The organism is Allorhizobium borbori (assembly GCF_014196535.1).
Lineage (GTDB): Bacteria > Pseudomonadota > Alphaproteobacteria > Rhizobiales > Rhizobiaceae > Ectorhizobium > Ectorhizobium borbori.
This window is the reverse complement of record NZ_JACIDU010000004.1, coordinates 81,505-107,012: the sequence shown is the minus strand read 5'-3', so window position 1 is coordinate 107,012 and position 25,508 is coordinate 81,505. Positions and strand designations below refer to the sequence as shown.

The 25,508-nt window shown below is 62.4% G+C and carries 28 protein-coding genes; 15 read left to right on the top strand and 13 right to left on the bottom strand.

All coding sequences use genetic code 11. The features are described from left to right. Positions 1-27: 27 nt before the first annotated feature. Both hdaA and GGQ66_RS06275 read right to left on the bottom strand, forming a co-directional pair. On the bottom strand, positions 28-741 hold the full coding sequence (gene hdaA / locus GGQ66_RS06280; protein ID WP_183790583.1) for a DnaA regulatory inactivator HdaA: 714 nt from the start codon (positions 739-741) through the stop codon (positions 28-30). 19 nt (positions 742-760) lie between these two features. Beyond that, positions 761-1,888 (bottom strand): AI-2E family transporter, encoded by a 1,128-nt coding sequence (locus GGQ66_RS06275; RefSeq protein WP_183790581.1) that lies wholly within the window; start codon positions 1,886-1,888, stop codon positions 761-763. 196 nt (positions 1,889-2,084) lie between these two features. Between GGQ66_RS06275 and purM the strand changes: the two genes are divergently transcribed. Together purM and purN are read left to right on the top strand one after the other, a co-directional pair. Then, positions 2,085-3,158 (top strand): phosphoribosylformylglycinamidine cyclo-ligase, encoded by a 1,074-nt coding sequence (gene purM, locus GGQ66_RS06270; RefSeq protein WP_183790579.1) that lies wholly within the window; start codon positions 2,085-2,087, stop codon positions 3,156-3,158. Then, positions 3,155-3,814 (top strand): phosphoribosylglycinamide formyltransferase, encoded by a 660-nt coding sequence (purN, locus tag GGQ66_RS06265; RefSeq protein WP_183790577.1) that lies wholly within the window; start codon positions 3,155-3,157, stop codon positions 3,812-3,814. The genes purM and purN overlap by 4 nt, the downstream gene beginning before the upstream one ends. A gap of 20 nt (positions 3,815-3,834) precedes the next feature. On the opposite strand, the gene GGQ66_RS06260 is transcribed toward purN, so the two are convergent. From GGQ66_RS06260 to GGQ66_RS06250, 3 genes are read right to left on the bottom strand one after another with little or no spacing between them, the layout of a single operon-like run. Continuing rightward, the gene (locus tag GGQ66_RS06260; RefSeq protein ID WP_370686302.1) at positions 3,835-4,215 is read right to left on the bottom strand and encodes a glyoxalase superfamily protein; all 381 of its coding nucleotides are present in this window, start codon (positions 4,213-4,215) and stop codon (positions 3,835-3,837) included. Next, positions 4,212-4,820, bottom strand: a complete 609-nt coding sequence (locus GGQ66_RS06255) for an NUDIX domain-containing protein (protein ID WP_183790575.1) — start codon at positions 4,818-4,820, stop codon at positions 4,212-4,214. Before GGQ66_RS06255 ends, GGQ66_RS06260 begins: the two co-directional genes overlap by 4 nt. Positions 4,821-4,824: 4 nt before the next feature. After that, positions 4,825-6,939, bottom strand: coding sequence for a molybdopterin-containing oxidoreductase family protein (locus GGQ66_RS06250; protein ID WP_183790573.1), 2,115 nt, complete (start codon positions 6,937-6,939; stop codon positions 4,825-4,827). A gap of 79 nt (positions 6,940-7,018) precedes the next feature. On the opposite strand from GGQ66_RS06250, the gene GGQ66_RS06245 reads away from it, so the two are divergent. Continuing rightward, complete coding sequence (locus GGQ66_RS06245; protein ID WP_183790571.1) at positions 7,019-7,870, top strand: 23S rRNA (adenine(2030)-N(6))-methyltransferase RlmJ; 852 nt, start codon at positions 7,019-7,021, stop codon at positions 7,868-7,870. A gap of 4 nt (positions 7,871-7,874) precedes the next feature. On the opposite strand, the gene GGQ66_RS06240 is transcribed toward GGQ66_RS06245, so the two are convergent. Continuing rightward, positions 7,875-8,810, bottom strand: a complete 936-nt coding sequence (locus tag GGQ66_RS06240) for a putative bifunctional lysylphosphatidylglycerol flippase/synthetase (RefSeq protein ID WP_183790569.1) — start codon at positions 8,808-8,810, stop codon at positions 7,875-7,877. A gap of 223 nt (positions 8,811-9,033) precedes the next feature. Between GGQ66_RS06240 and GGQ66_RS06235 the strand changes: the two genes are divergently transcribed. Further along, positions 9,034-9,792, top strand: coding sequence for a ribonuclease T2 family protein (locus GGQ66_RS06235; RefSeq protein WP_237358807.1), 759 nt, complete (start codon positions 9,034-9,036; stop codon positions 9,790-9,792). 12 nt (positions 9,793-9,804) lie between these two features. Beyond that, complete coding sequence (locus tag GGQ66_RS06230; RefSeq protein ID WP_183790565.1) at positions 9,805-10,401, top strand: glutathione S-transferase family protein; 597 nt, start codon at positions 9,805-9,807, stop codon at positions 10,399-10,401. 104 nt (positions 10,402-10,505) lie between these two features. On the opposite strand, the gene GGQ66_RS06225 is transcribed toward GGQ66_RS06230, so the two are convergent. After that, positions 10,506-11,153, bottom strand: a complete 648-nt coding sequence (locus GGQ66_RS06225) for an outer membrane protein (RefSeq protein WP_183790563.1) — start codon at positions 11,151-11,153, stop codon at positions 10,506-10,508. 374 nt (positions 11,154-11,527) lie between these two features. Here GGQ66_RS06225 and GGQ66_RS06220 point away from each other — a divergent pair, with 374 nt between their 5' ends. The 5 genes from GGQ66_RS06220 (at position 11,528) to GGQ66_RS06200 (ending at position 15,751) form a co-directional block, all read left to right on the top strand. Next, positions 11,528-12,295: an SDR family oxidoreductase gene (locus GGQ66_RS06220; RefSeq protein WP_183790561.1), complete on the top strand. Its 768-nt coding sequence runs from the start codon at positions 11,528-11,530 to the stop codon at positions 12,293-12,295. Continuing rightward, positions 12,292-14,322, top strand: coding sequence for an excinuclease ABC subunit UvrC (gene uvrC / locus GGQ66_RS06215; RefSeq protein ID WP_183790559.1), 2,031 nt, complete (start codon positions 12,292-12,294; stop codon positions 14,320-14,322). The genes GGQ66_RS06220 and uvrC overlap by 4 nt, the downstream gene beginning before the upstream one ends. Positions 14,323-14,420: 98 nt before the next feature. Next, positions 14,421-15,005 (top strand): CDP-diacylglycerol--glycerol-3-phosphate 3-phosphatidyltransferase, encoded by a 585-nt coding sequence (pgsA, locus tag GGQ66_RS06210; protein ID WP_183790557.1) that lies wholly within the window; start codon positions 14,421-14,423, stop codon positions 15,003-15,005. Further along, positions 15,005-15,262 (top strand): molybdopterin converting factor subunit 1, encoded by a 258-nt coding sequence (moaD, locus tag GGQ66_RS06205; protein WP_183790554.1) that lies wholly within the window; start codon positions 15,005-15,007, stop codon positions 15,260-15,262. Before pgsA ends, moaD begins: the two co-directional genes overlap by 1 nt. A 3-nt stretch (positions 15,263-15,265) precedes the next feature. Then, positions 15,266-15,751, top strand: a complete 486-nt coding sequence (locus tag GGQ66_RS06200; protein WP_183790552.1) for a molybdenum cofactor biosynthesis protein MoaE — start codon at positions 15,266-15,268, stop codon at positions 15,749-15,751. Here GGQ66_RS06200 and GGQ66_RS06195 read toward each other — a convergent pair. Next, positions 15,723-16,622, bottom strand: coding sequence for an ABC transporter permease subunit (locus tag GGQ66_RS06195; protein ID WP_183790550.1), 900 nt, complete (start codon positions 16,620-16,622; stop codon positions 15,723-15,725). The genes GGQ66_RS06200 and GGQ66_RS06195 overlap by 29 nt on opposite strands. Positions 16,623-16,668: 46 nt before the next feature. On the opposite strand from GGQ66_RS06195, the gene GGQ66_RS06190 reads away from it, so the two are divergent. Next, positions 16,669-17,217: a CGNR zinc finger domain-containing protein gene (locus GGQ66_RS06190; protein WP_183790548.1), complete on the top strand. Its 549-nt coding sequence runs from the start codon at positions 16,669-16,671 to the stop codon at positions 17,215-17,217. Continuing rightward, positions 17,214-17,729: a hypothetical protein gene (locus tag GGQ66_RS06185; RefSeq protein WP_183790546.1), complete on the top strand. Its 516-nt coding sequence runs from the start codon at positions 17,214-17,216 to the stop codon at positions 17,727-17,729. The genes GGQ66_RS06190 and GGQ66_RS06185 overlap by 4 nt, the downstream gene beginning before the upstream one ends. Before the next feature lie 81 nt (positions 17,730-17,810). Here the strand turns inward: GGQ66_RS06185 and ndk are convergent, their stop codons facing one another. Both ndk and GGQ66_RS06175 read right to left on the bottom strand, forming a co-directional pair. Further along, the gene (ndk, locus tag GGQ66_RS06180) at positions 17,811-18,233 is read right to left on the bottom strand and encodes a nucleoside-diphosphate kinase (RefSeq protein ID WP_183790544.1); all 423 of its coding nucleotides are present in this window, start codon (positions 18,231-18,233) and stop codon (positions 17,811-17,813) included. Between the two features lie 78 nt (positions 18,234-18,311). Then, entirely contained in the window at positions 18,312-19,001 is a 690-nt protein-coding gene (locus GGQ66_RS06175) for a glutathione S-transferase family protein (protein WP_183790542.1), read from the bottom strand. 147 nt (positions 19,002-19,148) lie between these two features. On the opposite strand from GGQ66_RS06175, the gene GGQ66_RS06170 reads away from it, so the two are divergent. After that, positions 19,149-19,658 (top strand): DinB family protein, encoded by a 510-nt coding sequence (locus GGQ66_RS06170; protein WP_183790540.1) that lies wholly within the window; start codon positions 19,149-19,151, stop codon positions 19,656-19,658. 9 nt (positions 19,659-19,667) lie between these two features. On the opposite strand, the gene GGQ66_RS06165 is transcribed toward GGQ66_RS06170, so the two are convergent. Next, a complete protein-coding gene (locus tag GGQ66_RS06165; RefSeq protein WP_183790538.1) occupies positions 19,668-20,426 on the bottom strand; it encodes a class I SAM-dependent methyltransferase in 759 nt (252 codons plus the stop codon). 131 nt (positions 20,427-20,557) lie between these two features. Between GGQ66_RS06165 and GGQ66_RS06160 the strand changes: the two genes are divergently transcribed. Both GGQ66_RS06160 and GGQ66_RS06155 read left to right on the top strand, forming a co-directional pair. Next, entirely contained in the window at positions 20,558-22,444 is a 1,887-nt protein-coding gene (locus GGQ66_RS06160) for an ABC-F family ATP-binding cassette domain-containing protein (protein WP_183790536.1), read from the top strand. An 85-nt stretch (positions 22,445-22,529) separates the two neighbouring features. After that, on the top strand, positions 22,530-23,384 hold the full coding sequence (locus GGQ66_RS06155) for a polysaccharide deacetylase family protein (protein ID WP_183790534.1): 855 nt from the start codon (positions 22,530-22,532) through the stop codon (positions 23,382-23,384). A 34-nt stretch (positions 23,385-23,418) separates the two neighbouring features. On the opposite strand, the gene GGQ66_RS06150 is transcribed toward GGQ66_RS06155, so the two are convergent. Together GGQ66_RS06150 and GGQ66_RS06145 are read right to left on the bottom strand one after the other, a co-directional pair. Then, a complete protein-coding gene (locus GGQ66_RS06150) occupies positions 23,419-23,868 on the bottom strand; it encodes a DNA polymerase III subunit chi (protein ID WP_183790532.1) in 450 nt (149 codons plus the stop codon). An 8-nt stretch (positions 23,869-23,876) separates the two neighbouring features. Next, positions 23,877-25,394 carry a leucyl aminopeptidase gene (locus GGQ66_RS06145; RefSeq protein WP_183790530.1) on the bottom strand — a complete coding sequence of 506 codons (1,518 nt, stop codon included), beginning with the start codon at positions 25,392-25,394 and terminating at the stop codon, positions 23,877-23,879. Positions 25,395-25,508: the final 114 nt, after the last annotated feature.

Sequence of the window (25,508 nt, the reverse complement as noted above, 5' to 3'; positions counted from 1 at the left end):
AGCAGGTTTGCGATGGAAACATGACAGTCAATCTGTCCCGGAGGCCTCCTCCCTTCGTTCCAGAACCTCGGCGGCCAGCGCGCGGGTAATGCGCGTACCGCGCGAAAGCGCCAGAAGATCCAGCCTGTCAACGATATCGTTTGCCGCCGCCAGAGAGCGCTCCATGCGCCGCACGATATAGGCCACCACCTTCTCGTCTATGGCGAGCTGGCGGTCGGCAAAGAGCTTGATGATGATCTGGCCGAGCAGGTCCTCGTCAGGTTCCCCGATTTCCACAACCGTCGCCGCCTTGAGACGCGACTTCAGGTCCGGCAGCGCCACGTTCCAGCCCATTGGCCACAGCCGTGCCGTCATCAGAAGGCTCGTGCCGTGCTGGCGCACGCTGTTGATGACGTGGAAGAGTTCCGTGTCGTCGAAACCGGCGCGGTCGGCATCCTCGAACAGGACGGGGCCTTGCGCCGCCAGCGCCGCAGCATCGCTTCCCATCGTCGGCCTGATGATTGCAGAACCGCTCTTTTCCCGCCAGATCGCAGCGAGGTGCGACTTGCCGGAGCCCGCGGGGCCGGTCAGAACCACCACGGGAGACGGCCAGTGCGGCCAGGCATCGACGATCGATACCGCCGCCGTCAGCGGATCGGAAACCAGCAGATCCTCCCGGCCCGTTGCCGGATCATGGGCAAAGGCCAACGGCAACTGCTCTGCCGCCGGGCGCTTCGTATGGGCTTTCTTGTCGTCACTCATTGCTACTGAAACAATCAACTCAGCTATACGGTCCGGAGGCGTCCGGGCCATCTTTCTGCGAAAGCGCGGCATGGCCGTGATAGAGGTCGCTGTCAAGATAGCGCCTGAGCGCGAAGCGCACGAGCACGCCGACCACCGCAGCCGCCGGCACCGCCACCATCAACCCCACGAAGCCGAACAGCGCGCCGAAGGCGACCAGTGCGAACATGAGCCAGACCGGGTGCAGGCCGACACTGTTGCCCACCAGCTTCGGCTGGAGAATGTTGCCCTCCAGGAATTGACCGGTGAAGAAGATGGCGAGCACCAGTGCGATCATCGGATAATCCGGCCAGAACTGCACCAGCGCCACGCCGACCGCGAGAATGAGGCCAAGGATGGAACCGATATAGGGAATGAAACTGATGGCGCCGGCGAAAAGACCGATCAGCAAGCCGAAGTTCAGCCCCGCCAGCGACAGGCCGATGCCGTAATAGAGGCCGAGAATGATGCAAAGCGACCCCTGCCCGCGCACGAAGCCGGATATGGTGGAATCCATTTCGCCGGCGATAGCGCGCACTGTGTGCACGCTGTCGCGCGGGATCCAGCTATCGACCTTGGCGACCATGCGATCCCAGTCGAGCAGCAGATAGAAGGCGACGACCGGCGTCAGCACGAAGAGCGAGATGATGTCGACCAGCGCCTTGCCGGAATTCCAGATCTGGCCGAACAGCGTGCCGAGAAAGCCGGCGCCTTCGGCCAGATATTTGGAAAAGTTCTCCTTGATCGCCGCGACCTGGCCGCTCACCCAGTCCGGCAGGAACGTATCGCCGGACGAGGCAATCAGCGCCTGAAGCTGGGACACGTAACCCGGCAGGCGGGCGATGAATTCCGACGTCTGGTTGGCGAGGACCGGAATGATGATGACGAGCGCCAGAACGAAGACGATGACGAAGGCGATCAGGATGACGACGGTTGCCCACATGCGCGACAGGCCGAGCCGCTCCAGCCGGTCGGCGACCGGATCGAGGAAATAGGCAAGCGCCATGCCCGCCACGAAGGGCAGGAGAATGGAACTGAACACCATGAGAAAAGCGATGAAAAGCAGGAGGGCAAAGCCCCAGAACAGAGCCTGACGCTTCAGGCTGGCACTGTCGATGGATGTCGTCATTCTCCGGTCCTTCCCGAGGCAATGTCCCAAGAGATAGGGCGCAGGGGTAAAGCGGGTCAAGGACCGGCGGTGGATCGGCCCGCACAGCGGTGAAAAAACCCCGCCATTGCAAGCATTGCCCTTGCATATCGCCCCCGCCCGTGCGAATTGCCTCGGAAAAGCCCCCGTGGACCCCTATTCAAGAGCGGAGAGCCCCATGACCAAGCCGGGCAAGAACGGCCTCACTTACAGCGACGCAGGCGTGGATATCGACGCCGGCAATCTTCTCGTGGAGAAGATCAAGCCCGCCGTCCGCTCGACGCGCCGCCCCGGCGCGGACGGCGAGATCGGCGGCTTCGGCGGTCTCTTCGACCTGAAGGCCGCAGGTTTCAAGGACCCGGTTCTGGTGGCGGCCAATGACGGCGTCGGCACCAAGCTGAAGATCGCCATCGACGCCAACTTCCATTCGACGGTCGGCATCGACCTCGTGGCCATGTGTGTCAACGACCTCGTGGTGCAGGGCGCCGAGCCGCTCTTCTTCCTCGACTATTTCGCCACCGGCAAGCTCGACCCGGATCAGGGCGCGGAGATCGTCTCCGGCATCGCCGCCGGCTGCCGTGAGGCAGGCTGCGCGCTGATCGGCGGCGAGACCGCCGAAATGCCCGGCATGTATCAGGGCGGCGATTACGACCTCGCAGGGTTTGCCGTGGGTGCGGCTGAACGCGGCGCTCTGCTGCCGGCCGGCGATATCGCCGAGGGTGACGTCATCATCGGCCTCACCTCGTCGGGTGTTCACTCCAACGGCTATTCGCTGGTGCGCAAGATCGTCGGCCTCTCCGGTCTCGCCTGGGATGCCCCGGCCCCGTTTGCCGATGGCAAGACGCTGGGCGAAGCGCTGCTGACGCCGACGCGCATCTATGTGAAACCGATTCTCAGGGCCATCCGCGAGACGGGCAGCATCAAGGCGCTCGCCCACATCACAGGCGGCGGCTTCCCCGAAAACATTCCGCGTGTCCTTCCCAGGCATCTGGCCGCCGAGATCGACCTTTCGGCGATCGCCGTGCCGCCGGTCTTCTCCTGGCTCGCCAAGACGGGCGGCGTGGAGCCGAAGGAAATGCTGCGCACCTTCAACTGCGGCGTGGGCATGATCGTCGTCGTTCCGGCCGATGCCGAGCGCGCTGTGACCGCCGCCCTTGAAGCCGGCGGCGAGAAGGTCATTTCGCTCGGCCGCATGATCGCGCGCGGCGAAGACGCACCGGGCGTCGTCTACAAGGGCACGCTTGGTCTATGAGCGGCGCGGCGCGCAAGCGGGTCGCCGTCCTCATCTCCGGCGGCGGATCGAACATGATGGCGCTCGCCAAAGCGGCGGCGCGTCCTGACTTTCCGGCCGAGATCGTCGGCGTCATCTCCGACAAGGCGGATGCGGGCGGGCTGGTAAAGGCCGATACGCTCGGCATTCCCACTTTCGCGCATGTCCGCAAGGATTACGCCGGCAAGGCCGAGCACGAGGCGGCGATCCTTGCCGAGCTTGCGCGGCTTTCGCCGGACATCATCTGCCTCGCCGGGTACATGCGCCTGCTGAGTGCCGAGTTCATCCGCGCCTATGAGGGGCGGATCATCAATATCCACCCTGCCCTGCTGCCGCTCTTCGCCGGCCTGCACACGCATCAGCGCGCCATCGACGCCGGCATGCGGATTGCCGGCTGCACGGTGCATTTCGTTACCGAGGGCATGGATGAGGGCCCGATCATCGCTCAGGCGGCTGTTCCGGTTCTGACTGATGATACGGCGGAAACGCTGGCCGCGCGCATCTTGACCGTGGAACACAGGGTCTATCCGGAAGCGCTGAAGCTCTTTGCCGAGGGCAAGGTGCGGATGGAAGGCGGTAAGGCCGTTTTCGCCCTCGCCTCCGGCGGGAAGCCGGAACAGTCCATCGTTTCCGTCTGACGCTTGCCGCCACGAGGCTTTCAGTTTTCCTTTATTTCCATGAAACGGATGCGGTTGCCGAACGGATCGGTGACCTGCACCTCAAGCCGCGTTCCCTCATCCTCCAGGCCCGGCTTCATGTAGCGGTAACGGTGCGCGGCCAGTTCGGCATGAAGCGCGCGGATACCTTTCATGTACACGACCGTCGTGCCCCCCGGCGTGGCGTCACCCGCATGTTCGGAAAGATGGAGCGCAAGGCCGCCGCGAGACACCTGCGTATAGAGCGGGAAATTCTCGCCATAACGATGCTCCCAGTCCACGCTGAAGCCAAGGAAGCCCAGATAGAATTCGTGGGCCTTGGCGATATCGAAAATGCGGATGATGGGAACGGCCCGCTCAAACAGGATCTTCGTTTCGCTCACTCCGGCACCTTGCAAGTATCGAGTGCCGCGCGGTTCAGCATGGCCCATTGCAGGAGCGTCACGGTCTTCAAATCACGGATGCCGCCGCTGCGGATCATTGCGAAGGCTTCGTCCAGCGGCACTTCCACCACTTCGATGAATTCGTGCTCATCATCCAGTCCGCCGCCATTCGTCACCCGGTCGGTGGCACTGACGAAGGCGACGAAGAAGGCGATCTTTTCCGTCAGCGTGCCGGGGCTGGCAAAGGCATCAAACAGATAATGCGCCTGCTCCACGAAGAAGCCGGTTTCCTCGATCGCTTCGCGGCGGATCGCTTCTTCGGGATGATCGCCTTCGAGAAGCCCGGCCGGCACTTCCAGCAGGAACGGCGGTTCGCCGGCGGCGAAGGCACCGGCCCGGAACTGACGCACGAGAACGACGATCCGGCGGGCGGCATCGTAAAGCAGGATGGCAGCGCCATGACCGTGGTCGTGCACCTCGCGCTGCAGCGTGACGGTGCGCCCGTCGGGCACGGTCTGCTCCACCGTCAACCGCTCCAGGCTGACAAAGCCCTGCGAAAGGGGCTCACGCCCGATCAGGGTGATGCCGCTGGTCTTGTCGTTCATGTCGTTACGCCTTCTGAAGCCAGACCTTGTTATCGTGAACCGCCGCGCCGCCATGGGGCGCGACCGGGTCCGCGCCGGTCAATATGTTGATGCCTTCGCCGTCCAGATGTGCCTTGTTGGGCCAGAGCCCTTCGGCGACGAGTACGCCGGGGCGCACGCTTTCGGTCACGCTGGCATGAATACGCAGATCGCCACGAGGATTGCCGATGCGCACGAGATCGCCGTGGACGATGCCGAGAGCCTCCGCATCCCTGGGGTTCACCATCACTTCCGGCCTGCCCTCCTTCTGCCGCGAGGTCTTCGTCTCGGCAAAGCTGGAGTTCAGGAAATTGCGGGCCGGTGACGTCGCCAGACGGAAGGGATGCTCCGCATCCGTCATTTCGATGGTTTCGACGTGATCGGGAAACGCCGGCAAGGCCGCGACCGGTCCCAACAGGCCGACGCTTTTCGGCGGGCGGTTGGGTGTGACCCCATTGATCCAGTCCGGCCGGAAATGGAACTTGCCGTCCTTGTGGCCGAAACCCTTCAGATAATGCGCATCTTCGAAGGGCGGCTGGCAATCCAGCCAATGCTCTTCGGTAATGCGCTCCAGCGTGGTGCCGGAGGGGCCGAGAAGCTTTGCGATGTGCTCCTTCTCCGTCAGCCCGAAGCCGGGCATGTGATCGACGCCGAGGCGCTTCGCCAGTTCCTCGATCACGAAGAGATTGGTGCGCACGGTCGGCGGCGGCTCGACGATCTTGGGGCCGATGAGAATATGGCTGTGCCCACCGCCGCGATAGAGGTCGTCATGTTCCACAAACATGGTCGCAGGCAGCACGATGTCGGCCATCTGCGCCGTGTCGGTCATGAACTGCTCATGCACGGCAACGAAGAGATCGTCACGGGCAAAACCGCGCTTCACCAGTCGCTGCTCCGGCGCGATGTTCATGGGATTGGTGTTCTGGATCAGCAGTGCAGTCACCGGGCCGCGATGGCGGAGCGCTTCGGCGTCTCCGGTCAGCACCCGGCCGATCTGCGACTGGTCGAGCATGCGGATGTCCGGATCGGCATAGGCCGTGCCCATCAGCGCCGCCTTGTCGAAGCGGAAGATTTCGCCGTTATTGTGGAAGGCCCCGCCGCCCTCGTATTGCCATGAGCCAAGCACCGTCGCCAGCGACAGTGCGGCATGCATGGCAACCGTGCCGTTGCGCTGGCGGGTGAAGCCGTAGCCAAGGCGGAAGAATGTTTTCTTCGTTTCGCCGACAAGGCGGGCGAAGGTCTCGATTTCTTCCACCGAAAGGCCGGTGATACCCGCGGCCCATTCCGGTGTCTTCGTCTTGAGATGCGCTTCCAGTCCTACCGGGTCGTCTGCGAACTTCGCCATATAATCCCGGTCGGCGTAACCGTCACGAAAGGCAATGTGCATGACAGCGCAGGCGAGCGCCGCATCCGTGCCGGGCTTCAGCACCAGCGGCAGGTCGGCCTGCTTCATCGTCGGGTTGTCGTAGATGTCGATGACGACGATCTTCGCGCCGCGTTCCTTGCGGGCACGCACGGCATGCGTCATCACATTGACCTGCGTCGCCACCGCATTCGTGCCCCACAGCACGACGCAATCCGATTTCGCGATCTCGCGCGGGTCGGGACCACGCAACGCGCCGGTGCCCAGCACATAGCCGGTCCACGCCATGTTGGTGCAGATCGTGCCCATGAAGCCGGAGTATTTCTTGGCATGACGCAGCCGCTCGATCGAATCGCGCTGCACCTGCCCCATCGTGCCCGCATAGAAATAGGGCCAGACGGCTTCCGAGCCGTGCGCGGCTTCCGCTTTCACGAAGGCTTCCGCCACCTCGTCCAGCGCGGCTTCCCAGGAAATCTCCTGCCAGTCGCCAGCGCCCTTGGCGCCCCGGCGACGCTTCGGCGTCATCAGGCGATCGGGGCTGTAGAGCCGCTCGGTGTAACGCGCCACCTTGGCGCAGATGACGCCAGCCGTGTAGGTGTTGGCATTGGATCCGCGAAAACGCCCGGCGCGGCCTTCTGCATCGAGATCGACCTCCAGCGCGCAGGCGGAGGGACAATCATGCGGGCAAACCGTATGGGCGATGGTGAATTTGGGGCTGATCGGGGTCGCAACTGTCATTGGTTTTGTATAAGCCATTTGACGAGCGGCCAGAAGGGCGATTTGCCCATGGTCAAAAGTTTTCCGCGGAGCGACACCCATGAATTACCGGCACATCTATCACGCGGGCAATTTTGCCGACGTGCTGAAACACGCGGTGCTCGCGCTCCTCATCCGCTACATGCAGAACAAGGACAAGGCGTTCCGCATTCTCGACACCCATGCCGGCATCGGGCTTTACGATCTGACCTCCGAAGAGGCGCAGAAGACCGGCGAATGGGTGGATGGCATCGGCCGGTTGATCGACGCCGAACTGCCGGAGAAGGTTGCAACGCTTCTCGCGCCCTATTTCGATGCCGTGCGCAGCCTGAACCCGGAGGGCGGCATCCGCTACTATCCCGGCTCGCCGAAGCTCGCCCGCATTCTCATGCGCCCGCAGGACCGGCTCTCGGCCATGGAACTGCATCCGGAAGACTGCCGCCGCCTCGCCCGCCAGTTCGAGGGCGATTATCAGGTGCGCGTGACGGAACTCGATGGCTGGCTGTCGCTCAATGCGCATCTGCCGCCCAAGGAAAAGCGCGGCATCGTGCTGGTCGATCCGCCCTTCGAGATCGAGGGCGAATATGAGCGGCTGGTGGACGGGCTCGCCAAGGGTTATCGCCGCTTTTCCGGCGGCACCTTCTGCCTGTGGTATCCCATCAAGAAGGGTGCGCCGATCCGCGAGTTCCACGAGGCGCTTCAGGCGCTGGAAATTCCGAAAATGCTGTGCGCCGAACTTCTCGTGCGCTCCGACCGCGAAACGACCGGACTGACCGGCTCGGGTCTCATCATCGTCAACCCGCCTTACACGTTGAAGGACGAGTTGCATGTGCTTCTGCCGGTGCTCAGGGAAAAGCTGGCGCAAGACCGATTCGCCTCCCACCGCGCCTTCTGGCTGCGTGGCGAGGACTGAAGCGCTATTCTTTCGGCCTCTCCAAAAACTGGGCGCGTTCGAACAGCAGAATGACGAAAAGCGCACCGATGAACGGCACGATGAGATAAAACAGGCGAAAGACCAATAGCGCCACGACGACGCTTGCCGGGTCCATATCGGGCAACCCCATGACGAAGACCAGTTCCAGCACGCCCAGACCACCGGGCGCATGCGAAATGAGGGCTGCGGAAAAGGACACCAGGAAAATACCGAGCACGACGACGAAGCCCGGATTTCCCGCTTCAGGCAGCGCGAAATAGATGATTCCGGCCGCGCCGATGAGTTCAAGCGGGCCGATGACGAGCTGCCGCGCGACGATGGATGGCTGCGGGTAAACCACAGAGACCGGCCCGATGCGGAACGGCCTGAGCTTGAGGAAGCTGCCGACGACATAGAGCGCCACGACGCCGAGCAATACGATGCCTGAAGCCCTGGAAAACTCCATGGGCAACACATCGGCGAAGCGCACGAGAATATCCGGCTCGACGACCAGAACGAGCCCCGCAAGCAGGATCACCCCAAGCACGAAAGTGCCGGAGCAGAGCGCGACCAGCACGCCCACTTCAGCCACTGAAAGACCGCGCGACGTATAGGCCCGGTAGCGCACCACCGCACCCGAGACGACCGAGGCACCGACATTGTGCGACAGTGCATAGGTGGTGAAGGAGCAGACGGTGATGAACAGCCAGTGCACCTTCCGCTTCAGGTGCAGCAGGGCAATATGGTCATAACCGGCAAGCGCGGCATAGGCGACGACAGTGCTGCCCCCCGAAAGAAGCCAGCCCTTGAGCGGAATGGCCGCGAACCCCGCCTTGAGATCGGCAAACGATAGGCCGCGCAGCTCGTGATAAAGAAGCCATACGGAAAATCCGATCGTTGCGAGGCCGACCACGAGCCAGAGGTATTTCCTGAATGCCATTCCGCTTACGCTTTCCTTCCCTTTCGGGCTTGCGAACCGTTTTCAAGCCTGAATGACAGCTTACCCGCCGGCTCATGGCAATTTCAACCGCGCGGCTTGCACGAAAACGTCAACGCTTGCTTCAAATCACGGCGGCGGAATGATACGAGCGGCTGTACCCTTCCGGACGTCAAGACACAAAAGTCGGTGGCATTCAGTCGTTGGTCGTGAAAGGACGGTCACCTTGCCCGTAACGCTCAGAAAATCATTGCCGCTGCTGATTCTGGCCGCACTGGCGTTTGGTATTTATCTTCAGGATCGCGGCAAGCCGGACCGGGATGCACCACCGGCGACGCCCATCGGAACAGCGCAGACCACGCCGCAAAGCTCCGCCCCCGCCGCGCCGAAGCCGTCAAACGCGGTACCGCGCGGCACCGGCTTTGATTTTTACGTTCTCTCGCTGTCCTGGTCGCCCACCTTTTGCCAGAGCGGACAAGCGCGCGACGGCGATCCGCAATGCGTGAAGGACACGCCGCGCGGCTTCGTGGTGCATGGCCTGTGGCCGCAGAACGAAAGCGGCTATCCGCAATTTTGCCAGAGCAGCGAACCGGAGCGCGTTCCCTCCGCCATCGGCCGCGACCTCGCCGCGTTCATGCCGTCCATGGGGCTGATTGGACACCAGTGGCGCAAGCACGGCACTTGCTCGGGCCTGTCGCAGACGGATTATTTCGCCGTATTGGCCGCCGCCTGGAACCGTGTGGCAATGCCGAAAGCCTATGCTGACGGGCGGCGCATGCAGAACGATTCGCCGAAGGACATCGAGGATGCCTTCATCGCCGCCAATCCCGGTCTCTCACCCGCCGGCATCGCCGTGACCTGTGATGGCCGCAGGCTGGACGAGGTGCGCATCTGCATGACCAGGGATCTCCAGTTCCGCACCTGCGGCGAAGTCGACCGCCAGGCCTGCCGCATCGATAACATCACCATTCCCGCCGCAAGATAAGGATCGCCATCCATGAAACTGCTCCAGTCCTCCGCCTCGCCCTACTCCGCCAAGGTGCGAATGGCCGCCCGTTACGCCGGCATCGCCTTCGAAGCGGAAACGGTCGTGACCGCCGACAGCCCGGCCGTGCTGGTCGATAACAATCCGCTTGGCAAGATCCCGACGCTTTTGCTGGACGATGGCCGCCCGGTTTACGACAGCGTAGCGATCAACCGCCATCTCGACCGCATTTCGGGCGGCAAGCTCTATCCGAAGGATGCCGAGGCAGCGTTGAAAACCGACGTTCTGGAAGCACTGGGCGACGGGCTTGCCGACTGCCTGCTGGCCATCCAGTACGAGTACCGGACCCGCCCGGCCGACAAGGTTCATCAGGGCTGGATCGACAAGCAGTGGACCAAGGCCAAGCGCGCGCTTGCCCTGCTCGAACGCGACCCGCCGGCCTTCGGCGAAACGCTGACCGCCGGCGACTTCGCATTTGCCGCCGCCCTTGGCTACCTCCTGATCCGCTTCGAGGGTCAGTGGGAAGCCGACCACCCGACCCTGCTCGGCTGGCTGGATGCTTTCAAGGAGCGCTTCCCCGCCTGGGACGAACTGAAGCCGCGGACCTGACATGCAAAAGCCCGGAGCGATCCGGGCTTTTTGCTTCTGCCAGCCTGAAAACACAAAAGCCGGACTCATCGCCCGGCTCCTGCGTACCTGAAATCAACCCAGGATCAGAACTTGTAGCCGACGCCGACCTTGACGGAATGTTCGTCGAGGTCAACCTTCTTGTTGCCCGACGCGAGGTCGAAGTTCTTGGCCTGGTAGTCGGTGTAACGGTATTCGACGCGAGCCGTGATCTTGTCGGTCACGAAGCCTTCAACGCCGGCGCCAACGGTGTAGCCGAGAGCCGTGCGGCTGTCAGAGGTCGTGGCATCCTTCACTTCGTTGTTCGAAGCGGCGAGACCGGCGGTGCCGTAGATCATGACCGGGTTCAGGTCGTAGCCGACGCGGCCACGGATGGAGCCGTTGACGCCCTGCGAGCCCTTGACGGTGCCGCTGAAGCTCTTGCCGTCCTTGCCCGAGTAGCCGATGTCAGCTTCCGGACCGTAGACGATCTGGCCGCTCTGGAGGTTGTAACCGCCGTAGAGCGAGCCGCCGAAAGCGCGGGCGTTGTAGTCCTTGTTGTTGCCGAAACGGCCCATTTCGTAGGTGGCGGCAGCACCGCCATAGGCGCCTTCCCAGTTACCCTTCGGGGCAGAGATAGGGTCGTTTGCGATCGGCGCTTCCGGAACCTGGTCGATGGCGTCAGCAGCATGGGCGCCCGAGAATGCGGCGACAGCAATGGTCGAGGCCAGAAGGGTTGCAAGAATGGTACGCATTGTCTTCTCCTTTTCGGTCCGCAAGGCTCGCTACACAGAACATGCAAGCAATGCGTCTAATCTGGCGGGAAATCCCGTCCGTTCCGAGTTTGTATTTTGACTAAAATTGAGGAAATGAAAGAGCCAAATTATGATTTCATTGTGGCGCAGCCGTGTTCAAAAATGGATGTTGCTACACCGCCACAGGGTATTTATTAACCATAACAATGTATTAATTCAACAATAACTTCATAACTCGTCGATCATTACTAAATTAAATTCAAATCTATCCGCTGTATAAATTTTCATAGCAACTGGACGCTTCCCCTATTCCATCCTGAGATTCAGGAATTATATCCTGTCCACGATGTAACGCGGCGGGAAGGGTCAAGAATTTGTCGGGGGATAGACAGGCGGCAGCACTGGTAACAGGTGGCGCAAAGCGTATCGGCAAGGCGATCGTCGAGGGTTTGGCCTCGCAAGGCTTTGCCGTTGCCATCCACGCCAACGGGTCGTTTGACGAAGCGCAAGAACTGGCCGGTACGCTTAACCGGGCCGGGTATCGGGCGGCAGCCGTTGGCGCCGATCTTCAGAATCTCGCGGAAACCTCCAGCCTGATCGCCCGTGCCACCGATCTCGTCGGCCCGATCGATCTCCTCGTCAACAATGCATCGACATTCCGCAATGATGAGGCAACCGCTTTCGACGCGGAAAGCTTCGATGCCCATTTCGCCGTTCATGTGCGGGCGCCGTCGATCCTCGCTGCCGCCTTTGCCGCCGCCCTGCCCGAAGACCGTCACGGCCTGATCGTCAACATCATCGACCAGCGCGTCTGGGCGCTCAATCCGCGCTTTTATTCCTATACGCTTTCCAAGGCCGCGCTCTGGACCGCGACCCAGACGCTGGCGCAGGCCCTTGCACCGCGCATCCGCGTCAACGCCATCGGCCCCGGTCCGACGATGAAAAGCGACCGGCAGGACCCGGCGGACTTCCAGGCACAGGTGGATGGCGTCATCCTGAAACGCGGGCCTGCGCTCGCGGAGTTTGCACGCACCGTCCGTTTTCTCTATGACACGCCTTCCATCACCGGCCAGATGATTGCGCTCGATGGCGGCCAGCATCTGGCCTGGGAAACGCCCGACGTGGCAGGAATTTCGGAATGACTTCAGGCAAGGTCCCCGACGGGGGCATCCTCTATGACGAAAAGGACGATGACGACGACGATATCGGCGCCGCCGAATCGATTCCGTCGGTGCTGTCGGCCGATTTCGACTGGAACGAGGGCTGGAAGAACGAGGCCGGACTGACGGGCGCCGACCTCATCGCCGAGTTCGTGAAGCATCTGCCGAACGCACCGGGCGTCTATCGCATGATGAACGCGGCGGGCGACGTTCTTTATGTCGGCAAGGCGCGCTCGCTGAAGAAGCGGGTCAGCAATTATGCGCAGGGCCGCGTCCATTCCAACCGGCTGTCGCGCATGGTGCGGGAAACCGCGCACATGGAATTCGTGACGACGCGCACGGAAACCGAAGCGCTGCTGCTCGAAGCCAACCTCATCAAGCGGCTGCGCCCGCGCTTCAACGTGCTTCTGCGCGACGACAAGTCGTTTCCCTATATCCTCATCACCGGCGATACCGATGCGCCGGCCATCTACAAGCATCGCGGCGCCCGCGCCCGCAAGGGCGATTATTTCGGTCCCTTCGCCTCCGCCGGCGCCGTGGGCCGCACCATCAATTCGCTGCAACGCGCCTTCCTCATCCGCACCTGCACCGATTCGGTGTTCGAAACCCGCACCCGCCCCTGCCTGCTTCATCAGATCAAGCGCTGCGCCGCGCCCTGCACCCACGAGATTTCCAAGGCGGACTATGCGGAACTCGTGGCCGAGGCGAAGGACTTCCTTTCCGGCAAGAGCCAGAAGGTGAAGGAGGAGATGGCGAAATCGATGAACGCCGCGGCGGAGGATCTCGACTTCGAGCGCGCCGCCGTGTTCCGCGACCGTCTGGCCGCCCTCTCCCACGTCCAGAGCCATCAGGGCATCAACCCGACCGGCATCGAAGAGGCGGACGTCTTCGCCATTCATCACGAAGGCGGGCTCACCTGTATCCAGGTCTTCTTCTTCCGCACCGGCCAGAACTGGGGCAACCGTGCCTATTTCCCGAAGGCCGACCCCTCGCTCAACGAAGGCGAGGTACTCGGCGCCTTCCTTGCGCAGTTCTATGACGACAAGCCTGTGCCTCGCCAGATCCTGCTTTCGCAGGAAGTGGAAGAGCGCGAGTTGCTGGCGCTCGCCCTTTCGGAAAAGAGCGGCCACAAGGTTCACATCCTCATTCCCCAGCGCGGCGAGAAGAAGGACATCGTCGGTCATGTCGAGGCGAACGCCCGCGAGGCACATGGGCGGCGGCTGGCCGAAACCGCTTCGCAGGAACGGTTGCTGAAGGGCTTTGCCGAAACCTTCGCCCTGCCTTATGTGCCGCGCCGTATCGAGATCTACGATAACTCCCACATCATGGGTACGAACGCGGTGGGCGGCATGGTCGTCGCCGGGCCGGAAGGCTTCGTCAAGAACCAGTACCGCAAGTTCAATATCCGCTCGACAGACATCACGCCCGGCGATGACTTCGGCATGATGCGTGAGGTGATGACGCGGCGCTTCCAGCGGCTGATCAAGGAGGAAGGTATTCCCGACCGCGCCCAGCCGCCGGTAGAGGAAGAAGGCTTCCCCGCCTGGCCGGATGTGATCCTGATCGACGGCGGTCAGGGCCAGATGACGGCCGTGCGCGCCATTCTCGCCGATCTCGGCATTACCGAAGCCGTGACGGCCATCGGCGTTGCCAAGGGTGCGGACCGCGAGGCCGGGCGCGAGCGCTTCTTTGCCGCCGGCCGGCCGGATTTCTCGCTGCCGCCGCGCGATCCCGTGCTGTATTTTATCCAACGTCTGCGGGATGAGGCGCATCGCTTCGCCATCGGCTCGCACCGGGCGCGTCGCAAGAAGGAAATGATCAAGAACCCGCTGGACGAGATCGGCGGCATCGGCCCGTCGCGCAAGCGGGCGCTCCTCCAGCATTTCGGCACCGCGAAGGCGGTTTCCCGCGCCGCGCTCGGCGACCTTATGGCCGTCGAAGGTATTTCAGAAACCGTTGCACGTCAGATATACAATCACTTCAACGACAATGGCTCGGATAGGGTTTGAAAAATCCGTAATGCCTCCATATTTCCGAGGCATAACGACACTTGATTGCCCTCGCCCGTTCAATGCATCCTACCGGCCCAGAGAGAATAGAGCACATCATGGCATCCCGCGCTTACAGCATCCCGAATCTGCTCACCTACGGCCGCATTCTCGCCGTGCCGTTGATTGTCCTGTGCTTCTTCGTGGAAGGCAAGCTCGCCAGCACCGACTTTGCCCGCTGGACGGCGCTGTGGATCTTCGTGATCGCCTCGATCACCGATTTCTTCGATGGCTATCTGGCCCGCATCTGGAACCAGACTTCGAATATCGGCCGCATGCTCGACCCCATTGCCGACAAGCTTCTGGTCGCGTCCGTGCTGTTGCTGATGGCTGCGGACGGCACCATTGCCGGCTGGTCGCTGTGGGCCGCCATCATCATCCTGTGCCGTGAAATTCTCGTGTCCGGCCTGCGCGAATATCTCGCGGCGCTGAAAGTCTCCGTGCCGGTGACGCGCATCGCCAAGTGGAAGACGACCATCCAGATGATCGCCATCGCCTTCCTGCTGGCAGGTCCGGCCGGTGAAACCGTACTGCCCTACACCCTGGAGATCGGCATTGCGCTGCTGTGGATCGCCGCCGCGCTGACCATGTACACCGGCTACGACTATTTCCGCGCCGGCCTCAAGCATATCGTGGAAGAATGATGCGGGTCCGGCTCGTCTATTTCGCCTGGATTCGCGAGCGGATCGGCAAGGCCGGAGAGGAACTCGATGTGCCGGAGACGATCGTCACCATCGGCGACCTCATTGCCCACCTGTCATCGCTCGGCGAGGAATACGCTGCCGCATTCGAAGTGCCCAAGGTGATCCGTGCGGCGATCAACGAGGAACTGGTGGAGCATGACGAGCCGATAGCCGGTGCCCGCGAGATCGGCCTCTTCCCGCCGATGACGGGCGGCTGAGCCATGACCGTGATCACAACCCGCGTCCAGCCCTCCGATTTCGACGCCGCCGGCGAGTATGAGGCGTTGCGGGTTGCGACGCCTGCGGCGGGCGCCATCGTTTCCTTCACCGGCCTGTGCCGCGATGAAGGCGGGCGGCTCACCGCGCTGGAGCTGGAGCATTATCCCGGCATGGCGGACAAGGCGCTGGGCCGCATCGCAAGCAATGCCGCCACCCGCTTCCCCCTGCTTGCCCTTACCGTCATCCACCGCCACGGCGTCATTCCCGCCGGCGGCAACATCGTCCTCGTCATCGCCGCCGCCAGCCACCGCAAGGCCGCTTTCGAGGCCGCGAATTTCGTGATGGACTACCTGAAGACCGACGCACCCTTCTGGAAGAAGGAACACGCGGCGGCTGGCGAAGGCGCATGGATTGCCGCCAAAGACAGCGACGACGCCGAGCGCGACCGGTGGGATGCGGTCACGGCAGGGAACGCTCCTTCCGGCTGAGCACGAGAAGCAGTACGAGCCCTCCCGTCACGGCGAAATCGCGCCACAGGATCGGGCCATACCCACTCCAGAACGTCTCCGCGACAGCGATGCCCGCCGCTCCCAATGCCGCCGCGAATGGCCTGTCCTGCCCGCCGACGGCGGCGATCAGCGCCACCTTCACACCGAAGACCAGACCGGACCCGAAGCTCATCGATCCGTAATAGGCGGTTGCCAGCATGCCACAAACGGCGGCGACAGCCGAAGCGGCAATGGCCGTCCATATGAAGACCGCACCCGCATCGACCCCGCAGAAGCGTGCCGCCTGCGGGTCTTCGCACACGGCCCGCCAGATACGCCCGAACCGGCTGTGGCGAAGGACGAGCATTCCGACCGCGACGAGACTTATCATCAGTGCCGTACTGACGACCTGAAGCACGGTCAGTCCGGCGGATGCGCCTTGGGCATCCGCCAACACCACCATCCGCTCCTTCATGAGCGGCGGCAGCCAGAGATCGCGCGTGCCGGAAGCGAGACGCGCCGTTTCCATCAGGACCAGCAGCACACCGAGCGAGGCAACGATGACCGCGTTGGGCGAGATCGCGGCCAGCGGCCGCAGCACATGGCGGGCAATGAGAACGCCACTGCCGATCGTGTAGGCAAGCGCCAACACCGCCGCCATTGCCAGCGCCGCCGGCAGAACCAGATACCAGGCGTTCCAGCCTGCATCAAAGCCTAGCGCAAAAACCTGCCCGGAAAAGGCGAACAGCGCGCCGAAGGTAATATCGACCCGCCGCACCATGCCGAAAATCAGTGCATAGCCAAAGGCCAGCGCAGCATAAAGCGCGGCCAGCGGCAGGGCATTCAACAGCAACTGGAGCCAGTAGATCATATCGCATTATAACTGGTAAAACGCGTTTTACCAGTTATAATGAAACATGGATTTTCAATGGACCCCTCACCGTTTCACCGGCGGCGCTCTCGCGCTCGATGTCGCCAACAGCGTCATCCTGCGTATCGACCCGCCCCGTAGCATCGACAGGTTTGCCGAGCCCAAGCAGCTTGCCGCCTTCCCTGAAGCGGCGATGGCATTTTCAGCGGAACATGTCCTGTTCGGACCGCTTGAACCCGTCGCGCCGGAGAACACAAATGGCTTTCTGCGCCTGCGGGAAGCCATCGACCACTATTTTCGCCGGCGCATCGAGGGCGAAGAGAACCGGTTGGCGCTGGCCACGCTTCTGGAGACTGCGGCGGCCATGCTGCGGGCGGCCCCTTCGCCGCAGGCACTTGAAGCACAGACGGCGCTTTCCGCGTTGCGGTTGATTGCCGCCCCGCAGGCGGAGGCGATGAAAATCTGCGCTCACTGCGGCTGGCTCTTTCTCGACCGCAGCCGCAACCGCAGCCGCACCTGGTGCGATATGGCCGTGTGCGGCAACCGGGTGAAGGCGAACCGATACTATCACAAGAAAAAGGGGACCGATCCATGATACGTCGCTTGCTGACCCTTGGCCTGATCGGCCTGACGCCGCTGCTGGCTACCTGCCAGCGCGAAGACGCGGAACCACTGAAGATCAAGGCGAAGACCTTCGTCTTCAACTATCGTGTTTCGACCGCCGCCTATATGCTCGTCCTCGCCCGCAATGCGCCGCTTCCCGAGGAAAGCTATGCGGAGACCCGCTACGAAAACCCGGCGGGCGGGGAGCCGATCACGGTTCGCTCACGCATCTTTCCCTTCTGGGAGAAGGTGACGCTGGAAAGCCCGGCTGTACACTGCATCGTCAAGGACCGGCCCTATGCGGTCTTCGTTCGCATTGTCGACGGACAGAACAAGGTGCTGCAAACACTTGAAACGTCGATCATCTCCAATCAGGACCAGACCGTGCTTGCCGCCCATCCGCTGGTGGTCGGTCCGGTCTATGCACCCAATCCGGACGTCTTCAAGCCGGATGGCAGCGTGGACTTCTCACCCGATCGGAACTGCCCGTCAGCCGGCGCTTGAACGCAACAAAAAACCGGAGCGTTTCCGCTCCGGTTTCTGGATTCGTTTCAATCACTTGAGGCCTGAACCTCAGAGACTGATTCAGCCGACGATTTCGGTTTCAGCGAACCAGTAGGCGATTTCCTGGGCGGCGGTTTCCGGAGCATCCGAACCGTGAACGGAGTTTTCGCCGATGGACAGCGCAAACTGCTTGCGGATGGTGCCTTCGGCAGCCTGGGCCGGGTTGGTTGCGCCCATGATTTCGCGGTTCTTGAGGATGGCGCCTTCGCCTTCCAGAACCTGAACGATGGTCGGGCCAGCGGTCATGGATTCAACCAGTTCGCCGAAGAAGGGGCGTTCCTTGTGAACGGCGTAGAAGCCTTCGGCTTCGCGCTTGCTCATCCAGACGCGCTTGGAAGCAACGACGCGCAGGCCGCTTTCTTCGAAAACCTTGGTGATGGCGCCGGTCAGGTTGCGCTTGGTGGCATCCGGCTTGATCATCGAAAAGGTGCGTTCAATCGCCATGTCAATCAGTCCTTTCGGTGGGAAGTTGGGCGCTAATTACCCGCCATCCCACCGGAAAACAAGGGGCTTCCGGCAATTTCACGCCGTCGTCACACTTCGCCCGATACCACCGTGCAGATCGAGCATGCGTTCGAACCAGTCAGCGGCGGGATCGTCGGGCAGGAAGGGCACGCTTCCGGTCACGACCCGCAGCCATTGCAGTGCGCCGAACAGGATGTAATCCGCAAAAAGCGGCCCGTCGCCGCCCATGAAAGGCTGGAAGCGCAGCATGTGGCGCAGCGGCTGGAGTTTCGCCGGGAAGGCTTCGATGGCGGCCTCGGCGGCCGTATCCATCTCTTCCAGCGTCTTGCCGAGCAAGGCCTCGCGGGTGCGGCGGAAATAGGCCCGATCCGCCTCGCCAAGCATGTCATGGATCTTCTTGATGGAGATCGCGGTGACCGCCGGGTGTATCTGTGTCTGCGACCACCCCTCGATGAACCGCGCCATGGCTTCGCCGCCCGGTCCTTCGAACAGCGAGGGGCGATCCGGATAAACCTCCTCCAGATAGCGGGCGATGGCGAAACTGTCGGCCACGACCCGCTCGCCGTCACGCAGGATCGGCACGGTCTTCGAAACACCGTCCTCCAGCCCGGGAATTCCAGTAAAGGGCGTGGGACTTTCCGTGAAGTCCAGCCCCTTATGGGCCAGCGCCATCACGGCCTTCCAGGCATGAGGAGAAAAGGGACGGCTCTCGTCGTGGCCACACAGCGTGTAGAGAATGCGGGTCATCGGGGCTCCTTGTCGATGTCACGCCATTGGAGCGTGGCGGCGGCGCAAAATCAAATCAGCAAAATTCATGAATGCCATCAGCCCCACAACGTCGATCGGCTGATAGGATGCCCGCAGGGCAATCGATCGACACCGGGAGAACCTATCGTGCTGCACCATTACCGCATGTTCGCCGACTATAATCGCTGGGCCAACCAGCGGCTTTACGATGCCTGCGCCACCTTGAGCGATGCAGAATTCAGGGCCGACAAGGGCGCCTTCTTCGGTTCGCTTCACCGCACGCTGAACCATATTCTGGTTGGCGACCGGGCCTGGATGAAAAGGCTGACCGGCACCGGCCCTGCCCCCAGGGCACTGGACGAAATCCTGTTCGACGCCTTTGCCGAGTTGCGCGCAGCGCGTGAGGCAGAGGACGCCCGCATCATCGACTGGCTCGGTGCACTGGATGATGATGCTCTTTCCGCCCTTGTCGAATATACACCGATCACTTCGCCCACCCCCGTCATTCAGAGACGTGACCGGGTACTGGCCCATGTCTTCAACCACCAGACCCACCATCGCGGACAGGCCCATGCGATCCTGACGGCGCTGGGCAAACCGTCGCTTCTTCTCGATCTCGTCTACTTCCAGCGCACCGACGGCGCGCAGTGGGGCTAAGGCCGCCGGTTACATCCGGTAGAGATAAAGCCGGGTCTGGCGGGCGTCATCCACGGAGATAACCCGCTCGGGCGCCACGCCCGGCACCGCGAAACTGTTGGACACGAGAAGCGTTCCGGGCCGCATCTCGGCCTTCGCCTTTTCGTAAAGACGCGGCATCGGCACCGGCGACAGGAAGCAATAGACGAGATCGTAACCGCCGAGATCCACATCCCACAGGCTGCGGTAGAGGATGCGGGCATTCGCCAGACGGCCGATGAACACCCGAGCCTTGGATATTGCGACCAGAAGCGGCGCGGTTTCGACGCCATCGATCAGGCTCAGGGGATGCTTGCGGGCCAGAAAGGTGACGACACCGCTCACGCCGCTGCCGAGATCAACCGCCCGCGTCGCCTTCGTTTCGGCCAGAAGGCCGCTCAACGCCGCAAAGGTGCGGCGGTTACTCATGTAGAACGGCACCTGTTCGGCGGTCCCGTTCCAGAACACCAGCGCCGAGGCGACAAAGGCGGCGGCATAGGCCCAGCCCGGCACGACCTCGTTATAGACAGTGGCGAGCGGCAGAATGAGCTGGATCGGCATCCAGAACGACCAAAGGCCGAAAAGCCGACCAATGATGGCGGCCAGCGCGCCCTGAAGGAGAAGCAACATCGGCACGCCGAGCGGCAACCGTCCACCCAGCTTGTAGAACAGCAGGAAGCCCGCAAAGACGATGGCCTGAGACGCGAGAACCTTGGCAAAGGTCAGAAGATGCTGGTTGAGGCGGCTCATGAATTCCTGCGTCTGCGCTTGTGGGACGGCGTGCCATTCACCTTTGTGTTTGCGCGCGCATCATGGTGCGGAGCTTGTCTGTCTCGTCCAGCCATCTTGCCTAGAGGGCGAAACTCGGCCAAAAGGCTGGCATGATCACGATTTCCGGCCTCACCGTCCGCATTGCCGGGCGCCTCCTCATCGAAAACGCCAACCTTGCACTGCCCGAAGGTGCCAAGGCGGGCTTTGTCGGGCGCAACGGTGCCGGCAAATCGACGCTGTTCAAGGCGATCACCGGCGAGCTTTCACCGGAAGCGGGTATCATCTCCATCCCGAAAAATGCCCGCATCGGCCAGGTAGCGCAGGAAGCGCCTGGCACCGAAGACGCGCTGATCGACATCGTTCTGGCCGCCGACAAGGAGCGCGCCAGCCTGATGGCAGAGGCGGAAACCGCCACCGATCCGCATCGCATCGCCGAAATCCAGACGCGGCTCGCCGATATCGGTGCGCACTCGGCGGAAGCGCGCGCCGCAGCCATCCTGTCGGGCCTCGGCTTCGACCACGAGGCGCAGAAGCGTCCGGCCTCTTCCTTCTCCGGCGGGTGGCGCATGCGCGTGGCGCTCGCCTCGGTGCTGTTTTCCGAGCCGGACCTGCTGCTGCTTGACGAACCGACCAACTATCTCGATCTCGAAGGCACGATCTGGCTGGAAGACTATGTGAAGCGCTATCCGCACACGGTCATCATCATCAGCCACGATCGCGACCTGTTGAACGAGGCGGTGAACTCCATCGTCCACCTCGACCAGAAGAAGCTGACCTTCTATCGCGGCCCCTACGACCAGTTCGAGCGCCAGAAGGCTGAGGCCGACGAGTTGCAGATGAAGGCCAAGGTGAAGAACGACGCGGCGCGCAAGCACCTGCAAAGCTTCATCGATCGCTTCCGCGCCAAGGCCACCAAGGCCCGGCAGGCCCAGAGCCGCATCAAGGCGCTGGAGCGCATGGGCACGGTGGCCGCCGTCATCGAGGACAATGTCGCGCCGATCATCTTTCCCGAGCCCGAGCGCAAGGCCGCCTCGCCGATCATCGCCATCGAAAGCGGTGCGGTGGGCTACACGCCCGGCGCACCCATCCTCAAACGCCTGAACATGCGGATCGATACCGACGACCGCATCGCCCTGCTCGGTTCCAACGGTAACGGCAAGTCCACCTTCGCCAAGCTCATCGCCGGAAGGCTTCAGCTTGAAAGCGGAGCGATGAAGCTTGCCCCACACCTCAAGATCGGCTTCTTCGCCCAGCACCAGCTCGACGATCTTATGCCGGAGCAATCCGCAGTCGAGCATGTGCGCCGCCTGATGCCGGAACAGCCGGAAGCCAAGGTGCGCGCCCGTGTGGCCCAGATGGGCCTTGCAACGGAAAAGATGGACACACCTGCAAAAGATCTCTCCGGCGGCGAGAAGGCTCGCTTGCTGATGGGCCTTGCGGTGTTCGACAATCCGAACCTGCTCATCCTCGATGAACCGACCAACCACCTCGACATCGACAGCCGCAAGGCGCTGATCACGGCGCTGAACGACTATTCCGGCGCGGTCATTCTCATCTCACACGACCGCCATCTGATCGAGGCAACGGTGGACCGGCTGTGGCTCGTGAACGGCGGCACCGTCACAAACTTCGATGGCGATCTGGAGGATTACCGCGCGCTGATCGTGCAGAGCGGCAAGTCAAAAGACAGTTCCGCCAAGGCTTCCGGCGAGGAAACGGTTTCCAGGGCCGACCAGCGCAAGGCCGCAGCCGACAAGCGCGCCTCACTTGCCCCGCTCAAGAAAAAGATCAATGAAATCGAGTCCCTGACGAAGAAACTGGAGACTTTGATTCAGGCGCTTGATGCGGAACTTGCGGACCCCAAGCTCTACGAAAAGAACCCCGCCAAGGCCGCCGAAAAGGCCAGGCAGCGGGGCGAAGCCGCCGCCAAGCTTTCACAGGCCGAAGAGCAATGGCTGGAGCTTTCCGCCGAATATGAAGAGGCGATGGCGGGTTAACACATTTCACCCGTCCATAAACCAAGCATTAACCATAATCGCAGAAAGTCGGGGGCATTGAATCCTCCCGCCGGTTTTCTGCATCATGCTTTCCAGAATTTTTACCGCTGTCATCGCCAGCAGCCTTCTTCTTGCCGGTTGCGCGGGCAAGCGTGAAATCGAGGGTTCGTCCTCGCTCAGGACCTCCTTCGTCCCCTCGCCTTCGCTGTCCAAGCCGAAGGATGCCGACGATCCGGTGCCGCTGTCGCCGGCCGCATGGATGCATCCGGGAAACCCGGCGAGCTTTGCCGGACGCACGGTGACCGTTACGCCCGGCCAACCCATCAAGCTGCGCGCCAAGGAAGTGGCACTGACCTTCGATGACGGCCCGGTGCCCGGCAAGACCGAGCGCATTCTCGCCTCGCTGGACCAGTATCACGTTAAGGCGACATTCCTGATGGTCGGCCAGATGGCCGCGACCTATCCGAAGATCGCCCGCGACGTGGCTGAGCGCGGCCACACGATCGGCACCCACACCTTCGACCACAAGAACCTCGCCGCCATCGGATTCGATGCGGCCATGGCCGATATTGCCCGTGGCGAAAAGGCCGTGGCCAAGGCGACCGGTGAGACGCCCGGCATCTTCCGCTTCCCCTATCTTGCCGACAGTCGCCGCCTGCGCGGCGCGATCGTTGCCAAGGGTGCGGCGATTGTCGATGTCGATGTCGATTCCAAGGACTATTTCCGCTCTTCGCCGGCGGAGGTCGCAGCCCGCACGCTTGCCGCGCTGCGCAAGCACAATGGCGGTATCATCCTGATGCACGACATCCACGCCCGCACCGCCACCATGTTGCCCGCCCTCCTCGCCCAGATGAAGGCCGAGGGTTACAAGATCGTGACGCTGAAGCCGGTGCATGGCTCCACCAGGACAGAGCCGTTGCTGGTCGCAAGCGCGGATTGACGCGGCTGAAGGGGACGCTCTGTCCCCTTCGCTTTCAGGCCTTCTTCACCCAGCGGCGTTCCGGTGTCTGCTGCCAATAGGTCAGCGCGTGACCTTCGGCCTTCAGGCGCTTCCACTCGCCGCGCGCAGCCTCCACTTCCTCAGGATTATAGCCGTCGAACATGAGGATGCCGCGGTCGTAACCTTCGAGCGAACCGGGTGTAGCCCCGTTCACGAAGAAGCGGATATTGGCCTTGTTGATGTTTTCCTTCAGAACGGTAAGCAGCACCGGCTGACGCTCGGGCTCCTCGCCGTCATCCGTACCATGCGGCAGGAACGCATCATCGCGATAGGTCCACAGATGGATGTCCAACTCGTCGCGCAGGTCGGGGTCCGTGAATTCCACGGCGACCCGCCATTTGCGCTCGAGACTTTTCTCGATCAGCGCCGGCAGCGCCTCATCGAGCTTCGATTCCGTCAGATGATAGAACAGGACTTCAATCACAGGCAGGCTCAGGATTCGTGGTGGGCGCGGACGAATTCATTCAGCAGGCGCACGCCGAAGCCGGACGCCCAGCTCTGGCTGATCTCGGTTTTCAGCGAATCCATCGCCGTCATGGCGATATCGAGATGCGCCCAGGGCGTATCGCCCACGAAGCGCTGCAGGAACTGCGCCGCCGTGATCGAACCGGCATAACGACCGCCGCTGTTCTTCATGTCGGCAAAGCGACTGTCGATGATGCGGTCATATTCAGGGCCGAGCGGCAGGCGCCACAGCTTCTCGCCGGTGGCAAGGCCCGATTCGGTCAATTCGCCGGAGAGTGTGTCGTCGTTGGAAAACAGGCCGGCATGATGCTTGCCGAGCGCCACGCCGATGGCGCCCGTCAGCGTTGCCAGATCGATCATCAGCTTCGGCTTGAAGGTTTCCTTGGCGTACCACAGCACATCGCAGAGCACGAGGCGGCCTTCGGCATCTGTATTGACGATCTCGATGGTCTGGCCGGAGAGCGAGGTCACGATGTCGCCGGGGCGCTGGGCATTGCCGTCCGGCATGTTTTCCACAAGGCCGATCAGGCCGATGGCATTCACCTTCGCCTTGCGCGCGGCGAGAACATGCATAAGGCCGGTCACGGCGGCCGCGCCGCCCATGTCTCCCTTCATGTCCTCCATGCCCGCGCCGGGCTTCAGCGAAATACCGCCGGTATCGAAGACAACGCCCTTGCCAATAAAGGCGAGCGGCGCTTCATCCTTCCTGCCGCCATCCCAGCGAATCACGGCTACGCGCGCCGGGCGAGCGGAGCCCTGCGCCACGCCCAGCAGGGCCCCCATGCCGATGTCCGTCAGTTCCTTTTCCGTCAAAATCTCAACCTTGGCGCCCACCGCCTCCAGCGCCTTGGCCTTTTCGGCAAATTCCACCGGACCGAGAACGTTCGGCGGCAGATTGACGAGATCACGGGCAAGAAGAACGCCGCCGGCAATCGCCTGGCGTTCGGCAAAGGCCACCTTCGCGGCGTCGGCAGCGGCGGTCACGATCGTGACCCGCACGCTTTCCGGCTCCTTTTCATCCGCGTCGTCACGCTCGCCGCTCTTGGCATTCTTGCCGGCCTTGGTCTTGAAGCTGTCGAAGGTATAGGCGCGCAGCAGCATGCCGAGGGCGAAATCGGCTGCGTTCTCGCCGCTCACGTCCACTTCGGGCGGATCGAGAAAGACGGTGACGGTCTTGGCGCCCTTTAGAACCGGCAGGCTGGCGCCGCCGGCGCTGAGAAAAGTTTCCGGCTTGATCTTGGCGGTAGCACCGAGACCCACGATCGCCAACCTGTCGGCTTTCGAACCCTGCGGGGCAAGAATGTCCAGCGTCGTATAGGCCTTGGCTTTGTAGGCTGCGACAGCCGCCGCCCTTGCGACGACGCCTTGCGGATCGGCAATGGCGGCACCCGCCGGCAGGCCATCGCCCGCCGTTTTCAACAGGACGGCCACGCCGCCGTTGATCTCAGCCGCATCGGCAAAGGAAATATCGAAACTCACGGACATGGTCACTCCAGATCGGAAACGCCGAAAAAGACCGGCAAGGCGGGGGGCGAACCTGTGGCGCGCCCGCATCTTTCCTTCTTGTCGGCTCTTCCCTGCCATTTTTCAAGGCCAGAG